General features: G+C 69.1%; 13 protein-coding genes and 8 pseudogenes. 12 read left to right on the top strand and 9 right to left on the bottom strand.

The genetic code is table 11. The features are described from left to right. A pseudogene (locus AB0D57_RS28740) lies at nt 1-96 on the bottom strand (aldo/keto reductase); the annotation flags it as partial. 52 nt (nt 97-148) lie between these two features. Between AB0D57_RS28740 and AB0D57_RS28735 the strand changes: the two are divergent. After that, nucleotides 149-544, top strand: a complete 396-nt coding sequence (locus tag AB0D57_RS28735; RefSeq protein WP_362079072.1) for a HepT-like ribonuclease domain-containing protein — start codon at nt 149-151, stop codon at nt 542-544. Nucleotides 545-818: 274 nt separating this feature from the next. Continuing rightward, the gene (locus AB0D57_RS28730; RefSeq protein ID WP_362079069.1) at nt 819-1,181 is read left to right on the top strand and encodes an SDR family NAD(P)-dependent oxidoreductase; all 363 of its coding nucleotides are present in this window, start codon (nt 819-821) and stop codon (nt 1,179-1,181) included. A gap of 10 nt (nt 1,182-1,191) precedes the next feature. Here AB0D57_RS28730 and AB0D57_RS28725 read toward each other — a convergent pair whose 3' ends face one another. Further along, a complete protein-coding gene (locus AB0D57_RS28725; RefSeq protein WP_362079066.1) occupies nt 1,192-1,665 on the bottom strand; it encodes a cupin domain-containing protein in 474 nt (157 codons plus the stop codon). A gap of 475 nt (nt 1,666-2,140) precedes the next feature. On the opposite strand from AB0D57_RS28725, the pseudogene AB0D57_RS28720 reads away from it, so the two are divergent. After that, a pseudogene (locus tag AB0D57_RS28720) lies at nt 2,141-2,294 on the top strand (IS6 family transposase); the annotation flags it as partial. Between the two features lie 26 nt (nt 2,295-2,320). Here AB0D57_RS28720 and AB0D57_RS28715 read toward each other — a convergent pair. Beyond that, nucleotides 2,321-2,544: pseudogene (locus AB0D57_RS28715) on the bottom strand (hypothetical protein); the annotation flags it as partial. Nucleotides 2,545-2,546: 2 nt separating this feature from the next. Here AB0D57_RS28715 and AB0D57_RS28710 point away from each other — a divergent pair. Further along, nucleotides 2,547-2,723 (top strand): annotated as a pseudogene (locus AB0D57_RS28710) (ISAzo13 family transposase); the annotation flags it as partial. A 157-nt stretch (nt 2,724-2,880) separates the two neighbouring features. Here AB0D57_RS28710 and AB0D57_RS28705 read toward each other — a convergent pair. The 3 pseudogenes from AB0D57_RS28705 to AB0D57_RS28695 all read right to left on the bottom strand — a co-directional run. After that, nucleotides 2,881-2,973: pseudogene (locus AB0D57_RS28705) on the bottom strand (acetyl-CoA acetyltransferase); the annotation flags it as partial. A 2-nt stretch (nt 2,974-2,975) separates the two neighbouring features. Continuing rightward, nucleotides 2,976-3,500: pseudogene (locus AB0D57_RS28700) on the bottom strand (3-oxoacid CoA-transferase subunit B); the annotation flags it as partial. Next, nucleotides 3,407-4,288 (bottom strand): annotated as a pseudogene (locus tag AB0D57_RS28695) (CoA transferase subunit A). The pseudogenes AB0D57_RS28695 and AB0D57_RS28700, both read right to left, overlap by 94 nt. 278 nt (nt 4,289-4,566) lie before the next feature. Here AB0D57_RS28695 and AB0D57_RS28690 point away from each other — a divergent pair. The 5 genes from AB0D57_RS28690 to AB0D57_RS28670 all read left to right on the top strand — a co-directional run bounded on the left by AB0D57_RS28690 (nt 4,567) and on the right by AB0D57_RS28670 (nt 12,784). After that, nucleotides 4,567-5,622, top strand: coding sequence for a maleylacetate reductase (locus AB0D57_RS28690; RefSeq protein WP_362079063.1), 1,056 nt, complete (start codon nt 4,567-4,569; stop codon nt 5,620-5,622). A 70-nt stretch (nt 5,623-5,692) separates the two neighbouring features. Then, nucleotides 5,693-6,565 (top strand): dioxygenase, encoded by an 873-nt coding sequence (locus AB0D57_RS28685; RefSeq protein ID WP_362079060.1) that lies wholly within the window; start codon nt 5,693-5,695, stop codon nt 6,563-6,565. Between the two features lie 136 nt (nt 6,566-6,701). Next, a complete protein-coding gene (locus AB0D57_RS28680) occupies nt 6,702-9,623 on the top strand; it encodes a BTAD domain-containing putative transcriptional regulator (RefSeq protein WP_362079057.1) in 2,922 nt (973 codons plus the stop codon). Between the two features lie 129 nt (nt 9,624-9,752). Further along, nucleotides 9,753-10,241, top strand: coding sequence for a flavin reductase family protein (locus tag AB0D57_RS28675; RefSeq protein WP_362079054.1), 489 nt, complete (start codon nt 9,753-9,755; stop codon nt 10,239-10,241). A gap of 323 nt (nt 10,242-10,564) precedes the next feature. Beyond that, nucleotides 10,565-12,784 (top strand): LuxR C-terminal-related transcriptional regulator, encoded by a 2,220-nt coding sequence (locus tag AB0D57_RS28670; protein ID WP_362079051.1) that lies wholly within the window; start codon nt 10,565-10,567, stop codon nt 12,782-12,784. Nucleotides 12,785-12,815: 31 nt separating this feature from the next. On the opposite strand, the gene AB0D57_RS28665 is transcribed toward AB0D57_RS28670, so the two are convergent. Then, on the bottom strand, nt 12,816-14,333 hold the full coding sequence (locus AB0D57_RS28665) for a 4-hydroxyphenylacetate 3-hydroxylase N-terminal domain-containing protein (protein WP_362079048.1): 1,518 nt from the start codon (nt 14,331-14,333) through the stop codon (nt 12,816-12,818). Nucleotides 14,334-14,491: 158 nt separating this feature from the next. Here AB0D57_RS28665 and AB0D57_RS28660 point away from each other — a divergent pair, with 158 nt between their 5' ends. Beyond that, entirely contained in the window at nt 14,492-17,344 is a 2,853-nt protein-coding gene (locus tag AB0D57_RS28660) for an AAA family ATPase (protein WP_362079045.1), read from the top strand. 584 nt (nt 17,345-17,928) lie between these two features. Here AB0D57_RS28660 and AB0D57_RS28655 read toward each other — a convergent pair. After that, nucleotides 17,929-18,729 (bottom strand): alpha/beta hydrolase, encoded by an 801-nt coding sequence (locus AB0D57_RS28655; RefSeq protein WP_362079042.1) that lies wholly within the window; start codon nt 18,727-18,729, stop codon nt 17,929-17,931. A 29-nt stretch (nt 18,730-18,758) separates the two neighbouring features. After that, a pseudogene (locus tag AB0D57_RS28650) lies at nt 18,759-18,890 on the bottom strand (IS256 family transposase); the annotation flags it as partial. Nucleotides 18,891-19,236: 346 nt separating this feature from the next. Between AB0D57_RS28650 and AB0D57_RS28645 the strand changes: the two are divergent. Then, nucleotides 19,237-20,337: a substrate-binding domain-containing protein gene (locus AB0D57_RS28645; protein WP_362079039.1), complete on the top strand. Its 1,101-nt coding sequence runs from the start codon at nt 19,237-19,239 to the stop codon at nt 20,335-20,337. A 35-nt stretch (nt 20,338-20,372) separates the two neighbouring features. Continuing rightward, a complete protein-coding gene (locus tag AB0D57_RS28640; RefSeq protein ID WP_362079036.1) occupies nt 20,373-21,461 on the top strand; it encodes a mandelate racemase/muconate lactonizing enzyme family protein in 1,089 nt (362 codons plus the stop codon). Nucleotides 21,462-21,464 lie beyond the last annotated feature (3 nt).

Below are 21,464 nucleotides of genomic sequence, written 5' to 3'. Positions count from 1 at the left end.
GCGGCCGACGGCCTCCTCGTTGCCGTACGAGGCGGCGGTGTCGAGCAGTCGGTAGCCGGCGGCGAGGGCGTCGGTGACGGCCCGCTCGGTCTCCTGACCGGCGGCGCCGGTTCTGGACCGGGGATCGATCGAGCACAGGCTCATCACGATGCGCAAGTCGGTCGGGCAACTCGACTCCCTCGGACCGGTGGGCCGTGCGCGCCTGGAGAGCGATCCGGAGGCCGGGCTCGTCGTCGAGCGGATCCTGGCGCTCCTGACCGACCTGGCCGTCGCGATCAACAAACACATCTCCGCGGCGGTACTGGGTGAAGAGCCCCAGACGCCCGCCTCCTCGTTCAGTGCGGCAGAGAAGGCCGGGATGATCGACGCGGAGCTGGCGACCGCCCTCGCGCCGCCGGACGGCCCGCACAACGTCCTGGTGCAGCTGTACCTGGACACCGAACCCGAGGAGGTCACCGCGGTAGTATCCGCCGCGCGCTCCGGATACCGGGAGTACGTGCGGCAGGTGGCCGACTGGATCACGGACCACCCCTCGGAGGGCTGAGCTCCTTCGGCGGGGGAGACGGGATGGGCCCGGCTTGCTCATGTCCCGTTCGTGGGTTCGGCGGCCAGTGCGCAGGTCGGCAACCATGGCACCCGTGTACCGCCGGCAGACCATACGGGTTGGATCGGACGAGGAAACAGGCTGGGCTGCAGCCGGAGATGAGGCCCGACAACACCGGCCAGGCGTCAGGTCAGCCCGATCGGTTGGTCGCCCATGTAGCCGGCGAGTGTCCTTGCCGGATTCGGTTCAGTGACACATGCCGCAGGGCCTCGGCATGATCAGCGACACACGACATCCGCGTCGGCCCTCACCGCGGCCGCTGGAACGAGCTCTCCGCTGGTCAGCAGCCCGCCAACGCTGGTCTACAGATGCCCGTCCTCGGCGCTTCTCACATCAGCGATGCGCTACTGGTGGTGCCGGCGCCATCGGCCAGGTCTACGGCCGGCCGCTGGCCGAGGCCGGCGCCTCCGTCGTCCTCGCGGACCTCAACGGCGAAGGCGCCGAGCAGGCCGCCGAGACCCTGGCCTCCGACGGTCTGCACGCGCTCGGCGTGCAGGTCGACATCACCGACCGTGCACTAATGGCGTCGCTCACCGGTCCGGACCGCACAGATGCGCTCGTCCCGGCCCTCGAGTGACACGAAGGCCCTACTCGGCTGCGAGCGAGTAGCCGTACTTGGGCGCCATACGGGCCAAGAGCTCAAGGTTGAGGGGCTTCGGCGGGGCGAGCACACCGCGGGTTCCGGGCTCGCCGACGTCCGTGAACAGGCCGTCCATGCCGCCAGGAGCGTAGAGCGCCAGCATACGAGCGGGCTTGCCGCTGCGGTTCACGAAGTTGTGACGGGTGTTCTTCGGTACGTAGACCAAGCCGCCCGGCTGCAGCACGTGCTCCTCGCCCCCGACCACGATGACGATTTCGCCCTCAAGGACGAAGAACGTCTCGGACTCGTTGTGGTGGAGGTGCGAAGGAGTCCCCGCCCCGTCCGGAATCACGCAATCCACCAGTGAGAACTCGCCGTTGCTCTGTGCCTTCGACAGCAGGGTGGTGTAAGTCTGGCCGTCCAGGAAGACGGCGGTCCCGCCGTCCGCCGGAACGTGAACCGGCTTGGCTTCATCCGACATGCTGATCCGTCTACTTTCTGTCGCGTTCGGGAGGAATGAGCTCGAAGGATGTGACAATGCGGCGACCGAGGACCGACACATGTCGACGCCGCCGGCTGAGTTTCGATCGCGCTTGATGATTCGGAAACCTTGACCCGTACTGGTGAGCAACCGGCATGAGCGCTGTCGTCGTCACGCGAGCGGACCCAGGCGCGGCGGATACCGTCATCATCCACACAGTGTCGAGACAGTGTCTCACCGTTGGTCACGGCTCGCTGAAGAGATTGTGTCCGAACACCTTTTGAGTGTTATGTCGACTTCCTCGACCCCTCCCATGATCACAACACACTACAGGTCCACGAACACACTCTTTGTCTTCTCGGCGCGAACTTCTTCCGTCACGGCTCGAATCGCACTGGACCTGTCGCGGGGCACTGTCACGTTGGTTGACCGAGTGAGATGATCTTCGGGTTGATCAGGCTGGGAGGGGGCGTCCGTGGGCAGTGCGCCGTCGTACAGGGGTCATCGGAATCCGGTCGAGGTGATCTCTCACTGCGTGTGGCTGTACTTCCGCTTCCCCCCTCAGCTTCCGCGAGGTGGAGGAGCTCATGCTCGAGCGCGGTGTGGTCGTCTCCTACGGGACGGTCCGCTGATGGTGCGCCAAGTTCGGCCAGGCCTACGCGAACGGACTGCGCCACTGCCGGCCCCATTGGCCATGTGGCCCATCAGGCGGCGGATCTCCGGGACACTCAGGGGTGCGAGCTCTTGTTCGTCGTCTACTCTGCCCCTTTTTGTGACTTCTGCGGCTCGAGTGGCGGTCAGGTAGGCGAGTGCGGCCATCGACAAGGAGATGTGCCGGTACCAGGCCCGATAAAGCCGGACCTGGTAGTGGTCCAGGCCGCAACGCCTTCCACGGCGACTGGAACTACTCACTGGCTCCTGTCTCACCTCGAACGCTAGGGGTGCTGGCAGCCGGTCGCCGGATCGACCCGGACCTGACCATGATGCTCATCAATCCGGCCCTGACCGGCATGCCACGGACCGACTTCGAACACCTGGTGGCGATCTCGGAACCATACTGGGAAGCCATGGCCGAGGCGGCATTCCAGGCGTTGCGGCATGGCGTCCCCATCACGGAGTTCCGGATGGCGCAGCCGAGTCGACCATCCGCTGCACACCGCCATGGCCTTGCCTGACGCAGAGGGGGAGCGTGTGCTGACCGCGGGCGAATTCGTGTCAGCGTTCGAGGACGAGGGCGAGGCCCTGGCCCACACCGATGCAGAGGGTTGCGATGCCGGTGCCGGAGCCGCGGCGGGCGAGTTGGTGGGCGAAAGGTCGGTGATGATCCGGTTCACGCAACGCTTCCCGGTCAGCGGCAGCCGCACTCGGTGAGGATCTTCGGCGAGCCGTCCTTGGCGGTGTGAGTCATCACGACGATGACCGTGCGGGCGCCGTGCACCAGGTCCATCGCCCCGCCGATTCCCGTGATCATCTTCCCGGGGATCACCCAGTTCGCCAGGTCCCCTTGCTCGGAGACCTGCATCGCACCCAGCACCGCCACGTCGATGTGGCCGCCGCGGATCATTGCGAACGACAGCGCCGAGTCGAAGAAGGAGGCGCCGGGCAGCACCGTGACGGTCTCCTTGCCCGCGTTGATCAGGTCGGGGTCGACCTGCTCCTCGGTGGGATAGGGGCCGGTGCCAAGGATCCCGTTCTCCGACTCCAGGACCACTTCCACGCCCTCGGGCAGATGGTTGGGGGATCAGTGTCGGCAGCCCGATGCCGAGATTGACGTACTGGCCGTCCTCCAGCTCACGCGCGGCGCGGGCGGCGATCTCCTCACGACTCCAGGCCATGAGCTGCTCACCGTCCGCTGCTCGATCTCCTTGTCCGCGGCCTGCTCCGGGGTCAGCGCGACCACCCGCTGCACGAAGATGCCCGGCAGGTGCACGGCGTCCGGGTCTATCCCGCCGGGCTCGACCAGCTCCTCCACCTCGGCGATCGTGACCCGCCCGGCCATCGCCGCCAGCGGGTTGAAGTTGCGGGTCACTTGTTGAACAAATTCCCGTCCCGGTCGCCCTTCGCCGCCCGCATCAGCGCGAAGTCGGTGCGGATGCCCCGTTCCCGCACATACTCGGTGCCGTCGAACTCCCGCACCTCCTTCGGCGGCGACGCCAAAGCCACCCCGTCGGAGCCGTCGTAGCGCCACGGCAGCCCGCCCTCGGCGACCTGCGTCCCGACGCCCGCGGGCGTGTAGGAGGCCGGGATGCCGGCCCCGCCCGCCCGCCCGCGGCCGCTCGGCCAGTGTGCCCTGCGGGATCAGCTCGACTTCCAGCTCCCCGGCCAGATACTGCCGCGCGAACTCCTTGTTCGCCCCTATGTACGAGCCCGTCACTCGCCCGATCCGGTCCGCCGCCAGCAGCACCGCCAGACCCGACTGCATCGCCCCGCAGTTGTTCGAGACGACCGACAGGTCGCCGACGCCCCGCTCGAACAGTGCCCGGATCAATACGTTCGGCACACCGCTCAACCCGAATCCGCCCATCGCCAACGACGCGCCGTCCGGCACATCCGCCACCGCCTCGAGGGCGGTGGCGACCACTTTGCCCCTCTTTTTCTCCGCCTCTCGCGCATGCGGGCCCATCGGCATTACAGGGGCGGTCCGCCGCAGGAATTTCGGTCCAATGCCCATCCCGCCCGACTGAGACCTGCTTCCACGGTCCAAGGCCTTGGCATCCCCCGGCATCCCACAGATGAGTGATATCGGTCGAGATTCCCAGGTCACGGTGTCGGTGCCGGTCGTACGAACTAGGTATTTCCACGGCGATCGTCGTCATCACCCACGGATTCCGTTGACGCGCATCAGCCGAGTGTCGACGCTTTCTTCCATAAACAGAGGAGCGGTGGGACTGAGGAAATTCTATGAAGACATTCGTACATCGGGGACAGATCACCAAGGTGGTCTTCGGCAGCGGTACGCGCAGCCGGATCCCTGAAGAGGCCGATGCTCTCGGATGCCGTCGGGTGCTCATCCTGTGCACCCCTGGTCAAGTGGACCAGGCAGCGGAGATGCGCGACCCGCTCGGTGCCGCAGCAGTGGGAACATTCGCCGAAGCGGCCGCCCATACCCCTGTCGAGGTCACGGAGAAGGCGGTCGCGTACGCCGGAACCGTGGAAGCGGACTCCGTGCTCGCCATCGGCGGTGGATCGACCATCGGCCTCGGCAAGGCGATCGCCGTGCGGACCGGTCTTCGGCAGCTGGCGCTGCCCACCACCTATGCCGGCTCGGAGATGACCCCGATCCTCGGAGAGACCGAAGGCCGCAGGAAGACGACCCGACGGCTGCCGGAAGCGCTGCTCAACACGGTGGTGTACGACGTCGACCTGACGCTCACGCTTCCCGTGGCGGTATCGGTGGTCAGCGGCATCAACGCGATGGCGCACGCCGTGGAGTCCCTCTACGCGCAGGACCGGGACCCCGTCGCCTTCCTGATGGCCGGTGAAGCCCTCGATGCCCTCACGCGATCCCTTCCGGTGGTCGCGCGGCGTCCGGACGACGGCGAGGCGCGGGCGGATGCGTTGTACGGGGCGTGGCTGGCGGGCACATGCCTCGGCACGGTGGGCATGGCCCTGCATCACAAGGTGTGCCACGTGCTGGGCGGCACATTCGGGCTTCCGCACGCCGAAACCCACGCGGTCGTCCTGCCGCACGTGGTCGCCTACAACGGGCCGGCGGCCCCCGAGGCCATGGCCCGCATCGCGCAGGCGCTGCCGGGGGACGACGCCGCGGGCGGTCTCTTCGACTTCGCCGGGCAGCTCGGAGCCCCCAGCGCACTGCGGGACCTCGGCATGCCGGAATCGGGGATCGAGCAGGCGGCCGAACTCATCGTGCGGGACGGCTACTGGAATCCGCGACCCGTGGATCGGACCGCTGTCCACACCCTTCTGACCCGCGCCTGGGCCGGGGAGGCGCCGTGACGTCACCCGGCGACCAATTACCCACCATCCACATCCGTCATCAAATAATCGAACACCACAGGAGCGCGCCATGCGTGATCTGACCAGTGAGACCATCACCGAGGCTGTGATCTCGACCATGCGGGACACCAAGGACGCCCGCGTCGCGGAGATCCTGGAATCGCTGGTGCGGCACGTCCACGCCTTCGTCCGTGAGGTGGACCTGACGGAGGAGGAGTGGGCCCGGGGCATCGACTTCCTGACCCGCACCGGGCAGAAGTGCACGGCGACGCGCCAGGAGTTCATCCTGCTGTCCGACGTACTGGGCGTCACCATGCTGGTCGACGCCCTGGGCAATCAGCGCCCCGCCGAAGCCACGCAGAACAGCGTCCTCGGCCCCTTCTTCAGGGACGACAGGCCGCAGCAGGCCGACGGCGCCGACATCTCCGGAGGTCTGCCCGGCACCCCGCTGTTCTTCGAGGGACGGGTCGTGAACCGTGAGGGAGCGCCGGTGTCCGGCGCCGCGGTGGACGTCTGGCACAGCGACGCGGACGGCCACTACGACGTGGACGTGCCCGGCCTGGAAGACGACTCGGCCATGCGCGCGCTGTTCCGGACCGATGAGAAGGGACACTTCAGTTTCCGTTCCATTCGCCCGGCCAGCTACCCGATCCCCGGTGACGGCCCGGTCGGCGAACTCATGAGCGCGACCGGCAGGTCGCTCATGCGTCCCGCCCATGTGCACCTGCTGGTCGAGGCTCCGGGATTCCAGCGCGTGACCACCATGCTCTTCCCTTCGGACGACCTGTACCTGGACGCGGACCCGGTGTTCGGGGTCAAGGAGTCGCTGGTCGAGTCCTTTGAGACGTACGAGGCTGACGCCGGGCCCTGCCGCGAGTTGACCGACGAGCCGTACACCCTGCTGCGGCGCGCCTTCGTCCTCGAACCCCTTCCCGTGGACTGATCGCCACTGCCGAAGCACAACCGTCGAGGGGCGGTCATTCATGAGGAGCAGCGATCCGGGTGAAACGGGTGGTGTCCTGCCCCGGTTGCCCAGCCATGTCATACCCCGACCGAGGCTGGTCGGCAGAATCCATCAGTTGTTGGACCAGTACCCGGTACTCGTCATGGCGGCTTCGGCAGGTTCGGGCAAGACGACCGCCGCGGTCCAGGCCGCTCAGGAACTGGTCGGCCCTGTCGCCTGGGTATCGCTCGCCGGGATGCCCGTCGGCGCCGGAATCACCGGCGCCGACGGGCCGGCGCTGACGCGCCTCCTCGAGGCAGCCCTCGCGCTCCATGTGCCGGCCGCGGCGACCGCACTGACCGGCGCACTGGCGCGAGGGCTTCCGGCGTCGGAGGTCGGCGCCCTGCTCGCCAGGATGCTCGCCGGCACGGAACTGGTGCTGGTGCTCGACAGCGTGGAGACGATCGGTGGGGGCGCAGGTGCGGAGGAGTTGCTCGCCGCACTGGTCGGGAATCTGCCGGAAGGGCCGCGGCTGGTACTGATCTCCCGAGTGGATCTGCCCCAAGGCCTGGGAGGTCTCGGCGATGTCCATCGCGTCGCCTTCCTCGAGGACGGGGACCTGGCCTTCGACCTGGCCGAGGCCGCCACGGCCCTGCGGAGCATCGGCCGAAGCGACGACCCGTGCCAACGGGTCGATGCGATGCGCGGTTGGGTCACCGGCGTCCTGTACGACTGGTGGGGCGCCGACCCCTCCGCCTCCGCCATACAGCACGATCGCCTCGCGGCCGAACTGCTGGCCCAGCTCACGCCCGTGGAGGCGGCGCTGCTCGTCCGCACGAGCCTGCTCGACGACGGTGTGACGGCCGAGCAGGCGAACGCCCTCGGACTGGCATCGCCGGACCGGACGATGGCCGCTCTCCGTGGCCGACGACTGCCACTCACCTGGTCCCCCGACGGCAGCCGTATGGTCGCCCTGCCGCGGTTCCGCCACTGTCTCCGACGCGAGATCGGACGCCTGGACGAGAACACCCTGCGTGCGTTGCGTGGGGCGTACGCCTCTTTGCTCCAGGGCAAGGGGCGCCACGAGGACGCCGTGGCCGAGCTGCTCATGAGCGGCGACACCGACACCGCACGACACGCCGCTGAACGAGCCCTGCCCGATGTACTGGGCCGACTCGACCTGGCGACCGCCGAGAGCTGGCTCGACCGCATGCGCCCGGCGCCCGACCCGCTTCCACCGTGCCTGGCCGCAGCGGGGCTCCGCGTCGCCTTCGGGCTCGAACAGTGCTGGCGGGGCGTGCAGTTGGCCGACACCCACGGTCGGGCGTGGTGGAGCGGGCTCGCCGAACGACCGGGCGGTGCGGAGGACTTGGCCCTGCTGGTGTGGTGCCTGTGGCACGTGGGGAGGATCGACGGAGCGCGCGAGATCCTGCGCGTCATGCCTCCCGGGCATCCTCGAGACGTCGCCGCGGCTGTTCTGGCGCTGGCGGACAACAGCACACCCCAGCTCGCCCCCGACCTTCTCGACCGCGTTGCGGGACCCCTTGAGGCCATGGTGATGCGCATCGCCTACATGGCCGGGCAACTGCGCCAACTGCAGGACGGCTCGTCCGGCGCTTGGCGGAGAGCGGCGGGCGCGCCATGGACGGTCGCCGCACTCCGCGCCGAGGGACGTATCTCCCAGGCGGAGGAGGCGTACGCAGCGGTCGGAGACGGACCGCGGCCCGTCTGGCTGGCCGCGATCGAGGCCGCGGAGCTGATGGCGGATCTCGGACGCCGGGACGAGGCGTGGGCCGCACTGCTGGCCGGGCGGGACCGGATCGCCTCGACGGGTTCCCGTGTGTACGAGATCCTCAGCCTGCTCCTCGAGGCAAAGCTGGCCCTGCGCCTGGATCGCGACCTGCCGCGGGCGGCTCGGGCGCTCGCCGAGGCGGAGCGCAGAGGGTGCGCGCGCTACGGGTTCACCGCGGAACTGGCCGGCACCTGGCGAGGCCTGGAGCTGCTGCTGGCCGGCCGCGACCACGACGCCGTGCCTCACCTCACCACCGCGGTCTCCGCAATGCGCACCGGCGGTAGACGTCTGGAACTTCCCACAGCGGCCGTCTACTTGAGCGAGGCGTTGTGGCGCACCGGCGATGAGGACGGCGCGGATGCCGCTGCCGACCTGGCGCTGGAGGTCGCGACGGCCCAGGGCCCCCGCAATCTGCTGTTGCAGGCTCTGGAGGACGTGCCCTCCGTCGCCGTGCACCGGGCCGACGCGGAACCCACGCACACCTCACGCTGGCACGAGCTCGTGTCCGCACTCTCGACCGCGAGACCGGTGACCGGGTGCGCCGTACCCCGACTGACGCTCGAGGACCTCGGCCCGATGCGGCTGGTCGCCGACGGGCGGCAGGTCCACCCGCGGTTGGCCAAGAGCGTCGAGTTGCTCGCCTACCTGCTGTCCCGGCCCGCGGCGAGCGCCAGGCGTCAGGCCGTAGTAGAGGCGCTGTTCCCTGGACGGAGCGACGCCACGGGGCGCAGCTACCTGCGGCAGGCCGTCTACCGGCTGCGCGAGGTGCTGCCCGACGGGCTGTCGCTCCTTCAGGACGGTGACGTATACACACTGACACCGGCGTCCTCGGTCGTGAGCGCTTCTGGGACCCTCCAGCGACTGCTGGCGGAAGCCGCACGGCAGGACGGCGAGCACCGGTGGAACACGCTCCAGTGCGCCCTGGCCATCGCCGAACGGGGCGCCTACTTCGACTCCCTCTCGACGCCCTGGCTCGACACCAGGCGCGCCGAACTCGACGCCGCCCTCCTGCAGGCCCGCCTGGACGCGGCGACCGTGGCGCTGCGCCTCGGCCGTGTCGGGGAGGCCCGCCGGCTCGCGCGTGTCGTGCTGGACAGCGATCCCTACCGGGAACAGGCCTGGCGGCTCGCCCTGTGCGCCGCGGAGGCGGTCGGCTCGGACGACGAACTGCTCGACCTGTACCGAGGCTATCTGCGCGTCATGAAGGAGCTCGGAATGCCGCCGTCCGCGGACCTGAGACGCCTGGTCGACCGACTGCGCCGGTGAGCCGGCAGTCCGGGTGAATGCCCGGTGGCGTCCGGCCCAAGACTCGATTTCTCCGGCATTAACAGCGGGTGTTGCACGCTTCATATCAGCCGCCGGGGCCCGCAGCCCCTCTGTCACGGAGGTCCTCCGATGATCGAAACCCTTGACACGACAGTCGATTTCCGAGCCACGATGGGCCGGCTCGCCACGGGTGTCAACGTGATCACCACATGCACTGGATCCACTCCCATCGGCATGACCGCGAGCGCCGTGTGCACCCTGTCCCTGGAACCGCTCCAGTTGATCGTGTGCATCGCCAACCACCTGTACACAAGGACCGCGATCGCGGAGCACGGCCGTTTCGCCGTGAACGTCCTCGGTGAGGACAGCGAGCCCCTGGCGCGGAATTTCGCCGCTTCCAAGCCGGACAAGTTCGTGGGCGTCGAGACCATAGACGGTCATGGTGTGCCGGTGCTGAAGGACGCCATCGCGGCTGTCGTGTGCGACGTCGCCGAGGCGCTCCCCGGCGGCGATCACACCATCTTCGTGGGTGACGTCCGCCATTTCGAACACAAGGTGGACAGCCGGCCGCTGCTCTATTTCGCGGGAGCTTTCCGAGCGCTCGGGGTTCCGGACTAGGGCCTGTCCGGCGGATCATGCCGCGGACGCGGGGCTTGGCACGCCCATCTGCGGCGTTGTCGTCGGTTGTCGACGCTCCGCGTCGACGCCCTCCTCCGCCTTGCAGCTGCACGCGCCAAGCCCCGCTCACCGGCACCTACGAGGTGCCGGTGCTTCCCTGCAACCTGATCCGCCGGACAGGCCCTAGTCCTGGCGGCGGCGGTACGAACGAGACCGCCGTGGGGCCCGTGACCGGCCCCCACCGCCCCCGATGTCCGGTCCTCGCAAGGCGAGCCATGGGCATCGGGGGCTCCGCTCGTCCCGACGACCCCACGGAAGGTGCCATGACCAGCTCCGTGCCGACCTTCAAGCTGCAGCCTCCGGCCCAGCCACCGCATCTCCTGACCCGTCCGCGTCTGCTGCGTCGGCTCGACGCGGCGACCGAGCCCGTGGTGGTTGTTTCCGCGCCGGCCGGTGCCGGGAAAACGGTGCTCCTGACGGAGTGGTCGCGAGGCCTGGCGGCTCGCGGAGAGTGCGCCTGGCTCAGCCTGGACGCGTACGACAACGCCCCTGGCCGACTCTGGGCCGGCATCCTGCGGGCGTTGCACCACGTACGACCGAAACTGCCCGTCCGCCTCGACAGCGACGAGTGGACGCTCGATGCATGGCTCGAGGAGATCCTGCCGAGCCTTTTGACCGGACTGGAGGGAGGCGGACCGCTCACGCTGATCCTCGACGGACTGGAATCCATCACGGACGTCGACGCGGTCCGCAGCCTGGCGGACTTCCTGACAAGGCTTCCCGAGCGCTTCCGCATCATCCTGTCCACCCGGCACATTCCCGGCCGGCCCCTTCCGGCCCTGCGCGCCCGGGGGCTGATCACCGATCTCGACCAGCACGACCTGGCCTTCACCCCTGAGGAAGCACAGGCAGTGCTCACCGATCTGCTCGGGTCCGCTCCGACCGCGGACACCGCGAGCACGCTGTACGAGGCCACCGAGGGATGGGCGGCGGGGCTGTGCATCATGGGGCGCACCCTCGCCCGCTCGGCGAACGAGGCCGACACCGAAGGGCACTTGGCCCACGGCAGGCAAGCGGTCACCGAGTATCTCGCCACCGAGGTGCTCTACCGGCTCACCACCGAACAGCGCGAGTTCCTGCTACGGACCAGCGTGCTGGACGAGCTGAGCGCCGGGCCGAGCCAGGCCCTCGCCGGGGAACGGGCGGGCGTACTGCTGCGCGAGCTCGCACGGACCGTGCAGCTGCTCGTGCCCGTCGCCGCCGATCTGTCGGCGTACCGGCATCACCGAGCACTGTCTTTGTTGCTGTCCGACGTCCTGACCTCCGAAAGGCCGGACACCGTCGTGTCCCTGCACCGGTCGGCGGCTCAGTGGTACTCGCGGCAGGGGGAGACGACTGCGGCCGTACGGCACTGGGTGCTGGGCGGCGATGAGTCCGCGGCCGTCGCGTCGGTTCTCGACGGTTGGGAGAAGGCGATCTCGGCAGGCCGCAGTGTCGAGATCGCGCATTGGCTGGACCTCTTGCCGCCCCGCACGGTCGCCGCCGACGCACGACTGTGCGTCGTGGCGGCGATGGCGGCTCTCTCGAACGGCGCCCCGGAAACGGCCCGGCGCTGGCTGGATGTGGCCCAGCTCAGACACACGGGACCGGAGACGGTCGGCGAAGGCAGCACGGTGTCCGATGCGGCAGCCGTCGCTCAGGCCGTGGCCTGCTGTCTGCAGGGCGAGGTCCTGACCGCCGACCGTCTCGGCGAATCCGCCGTCGCCGGCACCGTGCCGCTGACTTCCTGGCGTGCCCTGGCCTGCACGGCCCGGGGTACCGCTCTGCTGTGGGCCGGCCGGTACGAGGAGGCGGAGGCGCTGCTCGGCGAGGCGACCCGTGACGCGTATGCCGCCGGGCACGGCCTGGCGCTCGTCCGCGCGCTGGGTTTGCGGGCGGTGTGCGCGCTGCTGGCCGGACGGCACGAGCAGGCGCGCATGCTGAGCGACGAGGCACTCGGGGCGGCCGCGACGGCCGGTCTGGGCGGGCACTTCGTCGCCGTGTCCGCATACATCGGCCGGGCCGGCGTACTCCTCGAAGAGGGACAGGCCGAGGAGGCCGAACGGGTTCTGGCCGTCGCGGAAGCGGCGCCGACGGGCTCGCCCCGGACCGGAAGCGAACCCCATGTACGCGCCCTGTGCCACTTCACGCGGGCGCGACTCGAGCATGCGCGGCGCAATGCGGACGCGGCGCGGGAGGCCCGCGAGGCAGCCGAGCGGGCGGCGGCACGGTGCGAGTCGCCAGGGGTACTGACGGATCTGCTCGGGCGAGTCGGCCAGGGCACGGCCGTGACGCCGGCCGTGGCCGGCCCCCAGGACCTGTCGCTGGGGGAGCGCCGAGTGCTCCGCGCCCTGTGCGGTCCACTGACGCTGCGTGAGATCGCCGCCGAGCTCTATGTGTCCCACAACACCGTCAAGACACAGGTACGCGCGATCTTCCGCAAACTCGACGCGCACAACAGGAGCGGAGCGGTCGCAAGGGCCCGGGAGTGCGGCGTGCTCTGACCCGGGCCCTTGCATCCTGCTACGAGGCGTTCTACGAGGCGTCCTGGCGGCGGGCGTAGTCCGCCTGAGCCGTGTACGCGGTGTCCTGCTGCTCGTCGCTCACGAGTTCGATGCCGCAGACCTTGCGCGCGAGGTCTGCCATGCTGCCGCTCGGGGACATCTCGGCGCGCTTCATGGTGAGCGTGCGGATGGCCAGCAGGGGCGTGCCGTTGAAGTTCTCGAAGGTGCTGATGCGGTCGCCCCAGTCGGACAGGAACAGGTCGCGGATCACGCGGCTGATCTTCAGCCGGTCGTGCGGCCTGCCGACCGGTCCGGTCTGCAGCGCCTCCAGCCACGTCCGCAGTTCGGGCCGCTGCCACTGCCCCTCGGTCGGGAAGATGAGCGAGGCACGACCGGCCAGGTCGACGATCTCGTGGGCCATCTCGGCGACGTTCTCGAGGTAGTACGCCCGCCCGAAGTCGAACATCAGGACGTTCGGCTTGTAGAGGCCGCCAGGAGTGTGGAACCCCTCCTCTTCGGAAGCGATCACATGTGCCTTGAGTGTCTGGTGGAAGCCGGCGAACCGGGAGATCCGGGTCTGGACCGGCGGCAGCTGGTAGGTGCCGATGTGCTCGGTGACCAGCAGGGCCAGACCGAGCATCAGCTCGGCGCGCACCATCTGCCGGACCAGGGCCTGGTAGTGCAGCCAGTCGAAGACGCGCTGCGGGTACAGCGACGCGTGCTTGGGGTTACCGATGTGGAACACCTGGTTCCAGGGGATGAACACGTCCTCGAACACGATGACGCTGTCCAGCTCGTCACCCTTGGAGGCGAGCGGGTGCTCGACATCCTCGCCGTCCCGGACGTTGCTCTCCCGGCAGATGATGGTGATCCCGGGGGTGTTGGGCTGCACCGCCCCGAAGATGATCTGCTCCGGCAGAATGCCGGGGCGGTAGAAGACGCCGATGTGGATCCAGTCACCGAAGGCCGCACCGGTGCCGATCGCCTTCACGCCCCGCACGGTGATGCCCTCGTCCGAGGTGCCGACCACCTGCAGGGCGGGGGACTCGGCCTGGGCGGAATCGCGCGAGCGGTCCGTCTGCGGGTCGACGAACGCCGGCGTCGTATTGAGGTCGCCCTCCCGCACCAGGTTCCAGAAGTCGTTGATCCCCTTGGTCAGGTCCCTCCCGTCGGTGCCGACGGACTGGCTGCTCCAGGGCTCCGGGTCGTCGACGTAGGTCAGCAGGACGTAGTTGTTGACATCCGGTGTGCGCGGGGTCGCCCCGCCACCCGTTTCCCGCAGGACCGTCTCCATGTAGCGCCGCTTGCGCTTCAGGTCCTCCTTGGAGCGGTGCTGGAACCACGTCATGGACCGCCGGACGCCGTCCTCGTCCACGAACGTCATGACGTCCTCGAGGTCGGGGCGGTGGTGAAGGTCGTAGAAGTCCGCGAGGCTCCGGGCGTATGCCCTGGTCTTGGGGTGCGTGGCCACGTTGTCAACGAGCTCGTCACCCACCCACACCGTGCGGCCGTCGTTCAGCGCCGCCAGGTATTCCTTGCCTGTACGCACGTCGTGCTCCTCTCCGGGGGCAAGAGATCTGGACGGCTCGAAGCATGCGTCGCGGTGGGGTGAGCGGACGGCGCGGAACCGGCAATCACCCGGGTGAAAGCGACGATCACCTGGGAAGCGGCGTTGAGGGCGATGTGGCCGTGCGGCATGCTTGCCCCATGCGCGGCACAGACCCCGCGGGCGGCCGGGCCCATGGGCGCGGGAACCAGGACATGACCGGGCTGCGCCTCCGGGGACGGGACCGCGAGATCGTGGCTGTCCGCGAGGCGCTGGAAACGGTACGTGGCGGACGGGGTGCCTGCGTCGTCGTGGAAGGCGCGCCAGGCGTCGGCAAGAGCCGGCTGCTCGCGGAGTTGGACGGGCTGGCGCGGCGGTCCGGGTTCGATGTGGTGTCCGTACGGGCCGACGAGTTCGACCAGTACGCGGCAGGAGCCGCCCTGCAGTCCGCCCTGCAGTCCTCCGATGGTTCCCACCGGGCCGCCGCAGCCACCGACGACCAGCGGCTCTGGCTGCTGGACAGCATCACGGACGCTCTGGAGGACCGAGCCCAGCGCGCCCCGGTGGCCGTGCTGGTGGACGACGCGCAGTGGGTGGATCCGGCCACGCTTTTCGCGCTCCGCGCCCTGCCCGGACGACTGGCCGCCTCGCGGATCCTGTGGGTGCTGGCGGTGCGGTCGGAGACCGAACGGCCGACCGTGGCCAGGGTGCGGGAGGACCTCGAACGCCTCGGAGCCCGATGGCTGACCCTGGGCCCCCTGCCGCAGCAGGAGCTGCAGCACATCGCGGCCGATGTGCTCGGGGCGAGGCCGTCACCCGCTCTGGCCAGGCTGCTGCGAGGCGTCGCGGGCAATCCGTTCCTGGCGATTGAACTGGTGCGTGCTTTTGCCGACACGGATGCCGTCAAAGTGGAGGCGGGCGTGGCCAGCCTCCTGCAGCACAGCATCCCCGTCGGTTTCCGGCTGAGTGTCGCCGCGCGTCTGGACCGGCTTCCGGAAGACGCCGTGCGCCTGCTCCAGATGGGGTCCGTCCTCGGCCGCGAATTCGACCTCGGCACGGCCGCCCGCATGCTCGGCAGGCAGGTCGGCAGCCTGCTCTCGGGCGTGGAGGCAGCCCTGAACGCCGGTCTGCTCTCGGCCGACGGCCCGCGACTCGCCTTCCGCCACGACCTGATACGGCAGGCTGTCCACGAGAACCTGCCGCCGGCCGTACGGACCGCTCTGCACCGGGAGGCGGCCGACAGTCTGCGCGGCACCGGGGCACGATCGGCGGAGATGGCCTGGCATGTCGTCATGTCGGGCGGCCCGGTCGACGACGACGCCGTGACCTCGGTGCACACCGCAGTACGGGACTTGTCGACGACGGCCCCCGACGCGGCTGCGGACTTCGCTCAGCGGGTCGCCGGCCTGCTGCCACCGCACGACCGGCGTCGCATCACCCTGCTGACCGACGCCGCCGAGTATCTCGGCCGGACCCGCAGGGTGCACGAGGCGCTCGACCTGGTCGAGGCCACCCTGTCGGACGGTCTCGAACCACCGCAGGAGGCACGCCTGCGCCTGGTGGCCGCCGAGATCCACCAGGCCGCGGGTGACGACGCCGCCGCGATGACACACCTCCAGCAGGCCCTGGACCTTCCCGCGCTGCCGCCCGACCTGCGCATCCGGCTGCTGAAGACCAAGGCGACGGGTCACGTGTACCTCGGGGACATCACCGCTGCCGAGCAGACCGACACCGGGCTGGTCGAGGCCGCCTACCGCAGTCACGATCCGGCTCTCGTCGTCAGCGCCAAAATGTTCCAGTCGCAGACGTCCTTCTACCGAGGGCGCCTTGCCCGCGCCCTCGAGCTGGCCGAGGAGGCCACCGGACGTGCCGGCACGGAGTCCGCCGTGCTCTACCTGCGGCCCCCGCGGATTCCGGCGCTCTGGCTGGCCACGGTGCTGACCTCTACCGACCGGCTCGCGGACACCGAGCGGATTCTGCGGGAGGGACAGTGCGAAGCGGAGGCGCTGGGCCTCGGCTGGTCACTTCCCCACTGGCATGCCGCCCGTGCCTGCGCACTGCTCGAACAGGGAGCGCTGGATGACGCGGCCGTGGAGGCCGAGGCCAGTCTGACGGTGGCGGACGAACTCGAGATCACTCATCCGAGTCCGCAGGCCCGCTCCGTGCTGGCATTGGTGGAGATCAGACGCGGTGACCTCGCCAAGGCCAGAGAACATCTCCGCGCCACCGAAACCGGTTTTGGCGCGACCACACAGCGGTTCGGCCTGTGGGTGTCGCTCGCGCGCGCCTGGCTGGCGGACGCGGAAGGCCAGGATGCCCCAGCGGCAGTGGCACTCACGGGCAGCTTCGGCAACCGTGAGCCGACGCGGCTGCTTGCGGTACCTCCGTCCCACTGGCCCGGGATCGTGCGCATCGCGCTTCGCGGCGAGGATCCGTCGGTCGCGCAGGCCGTGTCCGGCGCACTGCGCGGCCTGACCGCACAGGACGACAGCCAGCAGATCATCGAGGCAGTCCGCGCCCACGTGGACGGTCTGCTCCACAGCGATCCCCGTGCACTGGCGTCCGCCATCACCGGTTACCGGAGCACCGGCAGGCCGCTGGCCCTGGCCGAGGCTTGCGAGGACCTCGGCGAGCTCATGGCCACATCGGCCGATACGACGTCGGCGATCCCGTACTTCGAAGAGGCGGGGCAGCTGACCTCGGACTCGGGAGCCCTGCGCGATCACGAACGGATCAGGCGGCGCCTTCGGCAGCTCGGCGTGCGCACCAACGCAGTACGCCACCGTACGGCCGTCCTGCCGGAGTGGGGGAACCTGACGGAATCCGAGCGGAAACTGATCCCGCTCGTCGTCGACGGCCTCACCAACCGGGCCATCGCCGACCGGCTCTACGTGTCCGTGCACACCGTCAACACGCACATGAAGCACATCTTCACCAAGCTCGGCATCAACACGCGAGTCGAACTGACCCGGCTGGCGATCGAGCACGGTGGTATCGCCGACGGGGCCGGCTGAGCGGTGGGCCCGACCGGCAGGGTGCGGCGGCAAGGATCCCTTGAATGGGCGATGTCGGCACCGGCCGTGTCCGCGATGCTGGTTGCGATGGCGTGGCCACCGGCACGGCACCGCCTTTCATCAGGAAGTGACCGCCTCATGAACACGATGCGCGCCGTAAGCGCACACCGACGCGGCAGCCCTGAACGACTGGTCCACGAGACCGCACCGCAGTGCCGCGGGAGAACTCACCTGGGACGCCGACTGGACCGACAGCTTCTACGGATCCGGGCTGGACCGTCCGCAGATCGACCGGGTCGTTCCCCTCGCGCAGACCCGCGCCGGGTGCGAGGCGCTGGATAAGGAGCACAGGCGTGGAAAGGTGGTGAGCTTCTTGCCGTTCTTGTCCACCAGCAGCCCGGCCTTGAAAAGGAAGCCGGCACGTCCAGACCGGCGAGGCGCGTGACGCCGCCCACGGGGTCGAGGACCACGTCCACGCCTCGCCAGGGACGCTTTGGCCGCAGGGTCTGGTGACCTGTTGGCGATGTGCGTGCGCTCATACAGCAAGCAGGCAGCGAGAGTAATCGTCATGACCTGTGGATGGTTCAGGTAAGTGTCTCCAGGAACGCCAAGAGCATGGTGTGGAGGAGTTCCGGTCGTTCGAGGTGCAGGTCGTGGCTGGTGCCGGGAACGCTCATCGCCACAGCTGTGGGCCGCTGCTGGAGCATCTTGTCGACGTCCGGCTCGGAAAGGATGCTCGACTGGGCGAGCACGACGAGGGTGGAGCAGGTGATCTGCCGCCACTCGTGGTCGAAGGAGTACCGGGCGTTTTCCGCCAGTGCGGCGACCATGACGTCCCGGTCGAAGCGCGGGTGCCAGGTGCCGTTGCGCTCTTCCAGTCCCGCTGCCCAGGCCGCGCCCACTGGTCCGCCGCCGAAGAATTCGGCCGCCGCCGCACGTGAGGGGAACGGGGTCGGCCATGAGTCGAACCAGTCGCCGATCTCCTTGGGGAGGTTCGGATTCGGGCCGCCGGGACCGGCTTCGACGAGCACAAGTCCGCGCACCATTTCGGGGTGGGAGGCGGCGGTAAGCATCGCGGTGTGGCCGCCGAGCGACTGGCCGACCAGGACCGGTCGCTCCAGCCCCAATTGCTCGGTGACGGCCACGACGTCGGCGATGTAGGCGGCACGCGAGACATCTTCCGGATACCGCTCGCTCGCGCCGTGTCCGCGCTGATCGACCGCGACCAGGCGAAACCGTTCACTCAGGCGTCTTGCCAGCACGTCCCATTCGCCCGCGTGACCGGCCAGTCCGTGCAGCAGCACGACGGGGTGACCCGACCCTCCCCAGTCACGACAGACCAGCCGGACGCCGTCCCGCAGGACGAGCCGCTCGGCCCCACTCATCTCAACTCCCCACGCAGGCGCCACCCCGATCATGCCGCACGGGTCTGGCCGCGCTCGACGAGCCGGCCTCGTTCGAAGAGGGCTTTGGCGCGGACGAGGGCGACGCGATGGGGTGCGTTCACGGCCCACCAGCGGGCCTGGCCGCGCTCGACGAGCTGAAAACCATGGCGAGTGCCCTGCCCGGCTGGAGTCGACCCGGCGGAGCGCGCGCCGAGCAGGACAGAGCATCCAGGTTCTCCTCCGCCACTACGCCAAGTTCCTGGCCGAAGCGCGGAACCATGCCAACCGGCTGATCGAGCAGCGGGCCGGGTGGGCCTCGGTTCCTATATGATTTTGCCCCCGATTCCGAGCTGATGCCGAGTTGGCGACATCGATCGACTCGGCGCGATGAGCTGCTGCATGGTGGCGATAGCCTGCTCTTCGTGCGGTTCAGGGGGTTGACGGGTCTTGGTGTGTGGCTCAACATCGCCGTATCAATTTCCTATTTGATTTTGGGGAGTGATGGAGATGCGTCCCCCGACCCGTGCCGTTCTGTCAGGAGTTGCCACCGTCGCCGTGCTCATGGCGGTCTCGGCGGCCTGCACCATCAAGAACTCCGATGAGTCCTCGGGCACCCGGGCCCAGGCCCCCGCGTCCGGCAAGTCCGGCACGGGCACCGCCGAGTTGGCGGACGGGTCGGACGTCAAGGTGGCCCTCGTGCCTGGCGGCGCCCACCCGTACTTCCAGCCCTGGAAGACAGCGGGGGCCGCCGCGATGAAGGAGTACGGCCTCGGGGACGTCACCTTCGACGAGACCTCCGAGTGGGACCAGCAGAAGCAGGACAACCTGGTCTCCACGCTCGCGGCCCGCGGGTACAACGCTTTCGGGATCTTCGGGGTGTCGCCCACCGACATCAACACCACCTTCGCGGATCTCAAGTCACAAGGTTTCGCCGTGGCTTCGCTCGCCTCCTGCCCGGCCGGCGACACGAACGAGGCCGACTTCTGCCTGTCCACGGACGTGGAGGTCGCCGCCTACAAGGCGACCGAGGCCGCGATCGGCGCGATGGGCGGCAAAGGCACGCTCGTGCATCTCACCGGCAACAACGTGGACGCCAACACGCAGCTGCGGATCAAGGGTGTGGAGAGGGCGGTGAAGGAGTCCGGCGGCAAGGTGAAGCTGCTGCAGACCATCACCGACGTCGACAAGGACCTGCAGACCGCGCAGAAGGCGGTCTCCGACCTGCTCGCGGCCAAGGGCGACCAGATCCAGGGCATCGTCACCACGGCCTACAACCCCGCCGTGGCCGCCGCGGACGCGGTCAAGAGCTCCGGGTCCAAGACCAAGATCGTCGCGATTGACGACGATGCCAAGATCCTCAGCGCGATCAAGGACGGCTCGGTCGCCGCCACCGTGGTGCAGAACCCCGTGGGACAGGCGGAGGTGGGGGCCTGGGCGCTGGCGCTGCTGCAGACGGCGCAGTGCACGATGCGCGACCCGGGCCAGATCGTCGACTCCGGCTCGTTCGTGGTCACCAAGGCGAGCGTGAGCACGTACGACTCGGCCAGGAAGGCGAAGACCGAGCAGCTCAAGAAGCAGTTCGCAGACACGATCCTCGTCTGCAAGTGACCGCCGACGGCACTACGGAAAGCGGACCTCGCACGATGACCATCATCACGACCGCCACGGCACTGCTCGCCGACATCGAGGTGGAGAAGGAACGCACGGACGCCGTGCAGGCCTTCGCCAAGCAGGAGACCGTCCTCGTCGAGATCACCACGGCCGACGGCCTCCGGGGAACCGGATACGCCTACACGATCGGCACCGGCGGTTCCTCCGTCCTGGCGCTGCTCCGGGACCACCTGCTGCCTCTCCTCGACGGAGCGGACGCCCGTAACGTCGAGGCGTTGTGGCAACGGCTGTTCGCCGCGACGCGGGCCACCACCACCGGGGCCATCACCTCCCTGGCCCTCGCGGCCGTGGACACCGCCCTGTGGGACCTGCGGTGCAAGCGCGGCGGCGAACCGCTGTGGCGGCTGGCCGGCGGCCATCGCCGGGAAGTCCCGCTCTACGACACCGAGGGCGGCTGGCTCCACTTGAGTACCGACGACCTGGTCCGCTCGGCGCTCCAGGCGCAGAAGGCCGGGTGGGCGGGCGTCAAGATCAAGGTGGGAAAGCCGCACGTGGCCGAGGACGCCGAGCGGCTGCGTGCCGTCCGCGAGGCGGTCGGTCCGTCGATGCACATCATGACCGACGCGAACCAGTCACAGACCGGCTCCTCGGCGCTCCGCCTCGCGGCCGCCCTCGAGCCCTACGACCCGTACTGGCTCGAGGAGCCCCTTCCGGCCGACGACGTCAGCGGACACGCCCGCCTGGCGGCCGCGACGAGGATTCCCGTCGCCGTCGGCGAGTCCATGTACTCCGCCATGCAGTTCCGTACGTACCTGGAGTCGGGCGCCGCCTCCGTCGTACAGGTCGATGCCGCGCGCGTCGGAGGCATCACGCCGTGGCTGAAGGTCGCTCACGCCGCGGAAAGCCACAACGTCATGGTCTGCCCGCACTTCCTGATGGAGCTTCACGTCAGCCTGGCCGCCGCGGTGCCCAACGGCATGTTCGTCGAGTACATCCCGCAGCTGAGGGCGGTGACCCGCACCGAACTGACGGTACGTGACGGACTGGCGGTGGCACCGGACGTGCCCGGTATCGGGATCGACTGGGACATGGACGCCATCGACAACAGGAGGGTGTCATGACAG

Source organism: Streptomyces sp. NPDC048275 (assembly GCF_040652275.1).
GTDB lineage: Bacteria > Actinomycetota > Actinomycetes > Streptomycetales > Streptomycetaceae > Streptomyces.
This window is presented reverse-complemented; position numbering and strand designations above follow the sequence as displayed.

What these genes read in the sequence shown, in the direction of transcription:
- AB0D57_RS28735 (WP_362079072.1), top strand. Translation starts at nt 149, where the DNA reads ATGCGCAAGTCGGTCGGGCAACTCGACTCCCTCGGACCGGTGGGCCGT.
- AB0D57_RS28730 (WP_362079069.1), top strand. Translation starts at nt 819, where the DNA reads ATGATCAGCGACACACGACATCCGCGTCGGCCCTCACCGCGGCCGCTG.
- AB0D57_RS28725 (WP_362079066.1), bottom strand. Translation starts at nt 1,665, where the DNA reads ATGTCGGATGAAGCCAAGCCGGTTCACGTTCCGGCGGACGGCGGGACC.
- AB0D57_RS28690 (WP_362079063.1), top strand. Translation starts at nt 4,567, where the DNA reads ATGAAGACATTCGTACATCGGGGACAGATCACCAAGGTGGTCTTCGGC.
- AB0D57_RS28685 (WP_362079060.1), top strand. Translation starts at nt 5,693, where the DNA reads ATGCGTGATCTGACCAGTGAGACCATCACCGAGGCTGTGATCTCGACC.
- AB0D57_RS28675 (WP_362079054.1), top strand. Translation starts at nt 9,753, where the DNA reads ATGATCGAAACCCTTGACACGACAGTCGATTTCCGAGCCACGATGGGC.
- AB0D57_RS28670 (WP_362079051.1), top strand. Translation starts at nt 10,565, where the DNA reads ATGACCAGCTCCGTGCCGACCTTCAAGCTGCAGCCTCCGGCCCAGCCA.
- AB0D57_RS28660 (WP_362079045.1), top strand. Translation starts at nt 14,492, where the DNA reads ATGCGCGGCACAGACCCCGCGGGCGGCCGGGCCCATGGGCGCGGGAAC.
- AB0D57_RS28655 (WP_362079042.1), bottom strand. Translation starts at nt 18,729, where the DNA reads ATGAGTGGGGCCGAGCGGCTCGTCCTGCGGGACGGCGTCCGGCTGGTC.
- AB0D57_RS28645 (WP_362079039.1), top strand. Translation starts at nt 19,237, where the DNA reads ATGCGTCCCCCGACCCGTGCCGTTCTGTCAGGAGTTGCCACCGTCGCC.
- AB0D57_RS28640 (WP_362079036.1), top strand. Translation starts at nt 20,373, where the DNA reads ATGACCATCATCACGACCGCCACGGCACTGCTCGCCGACATCGAGGTG.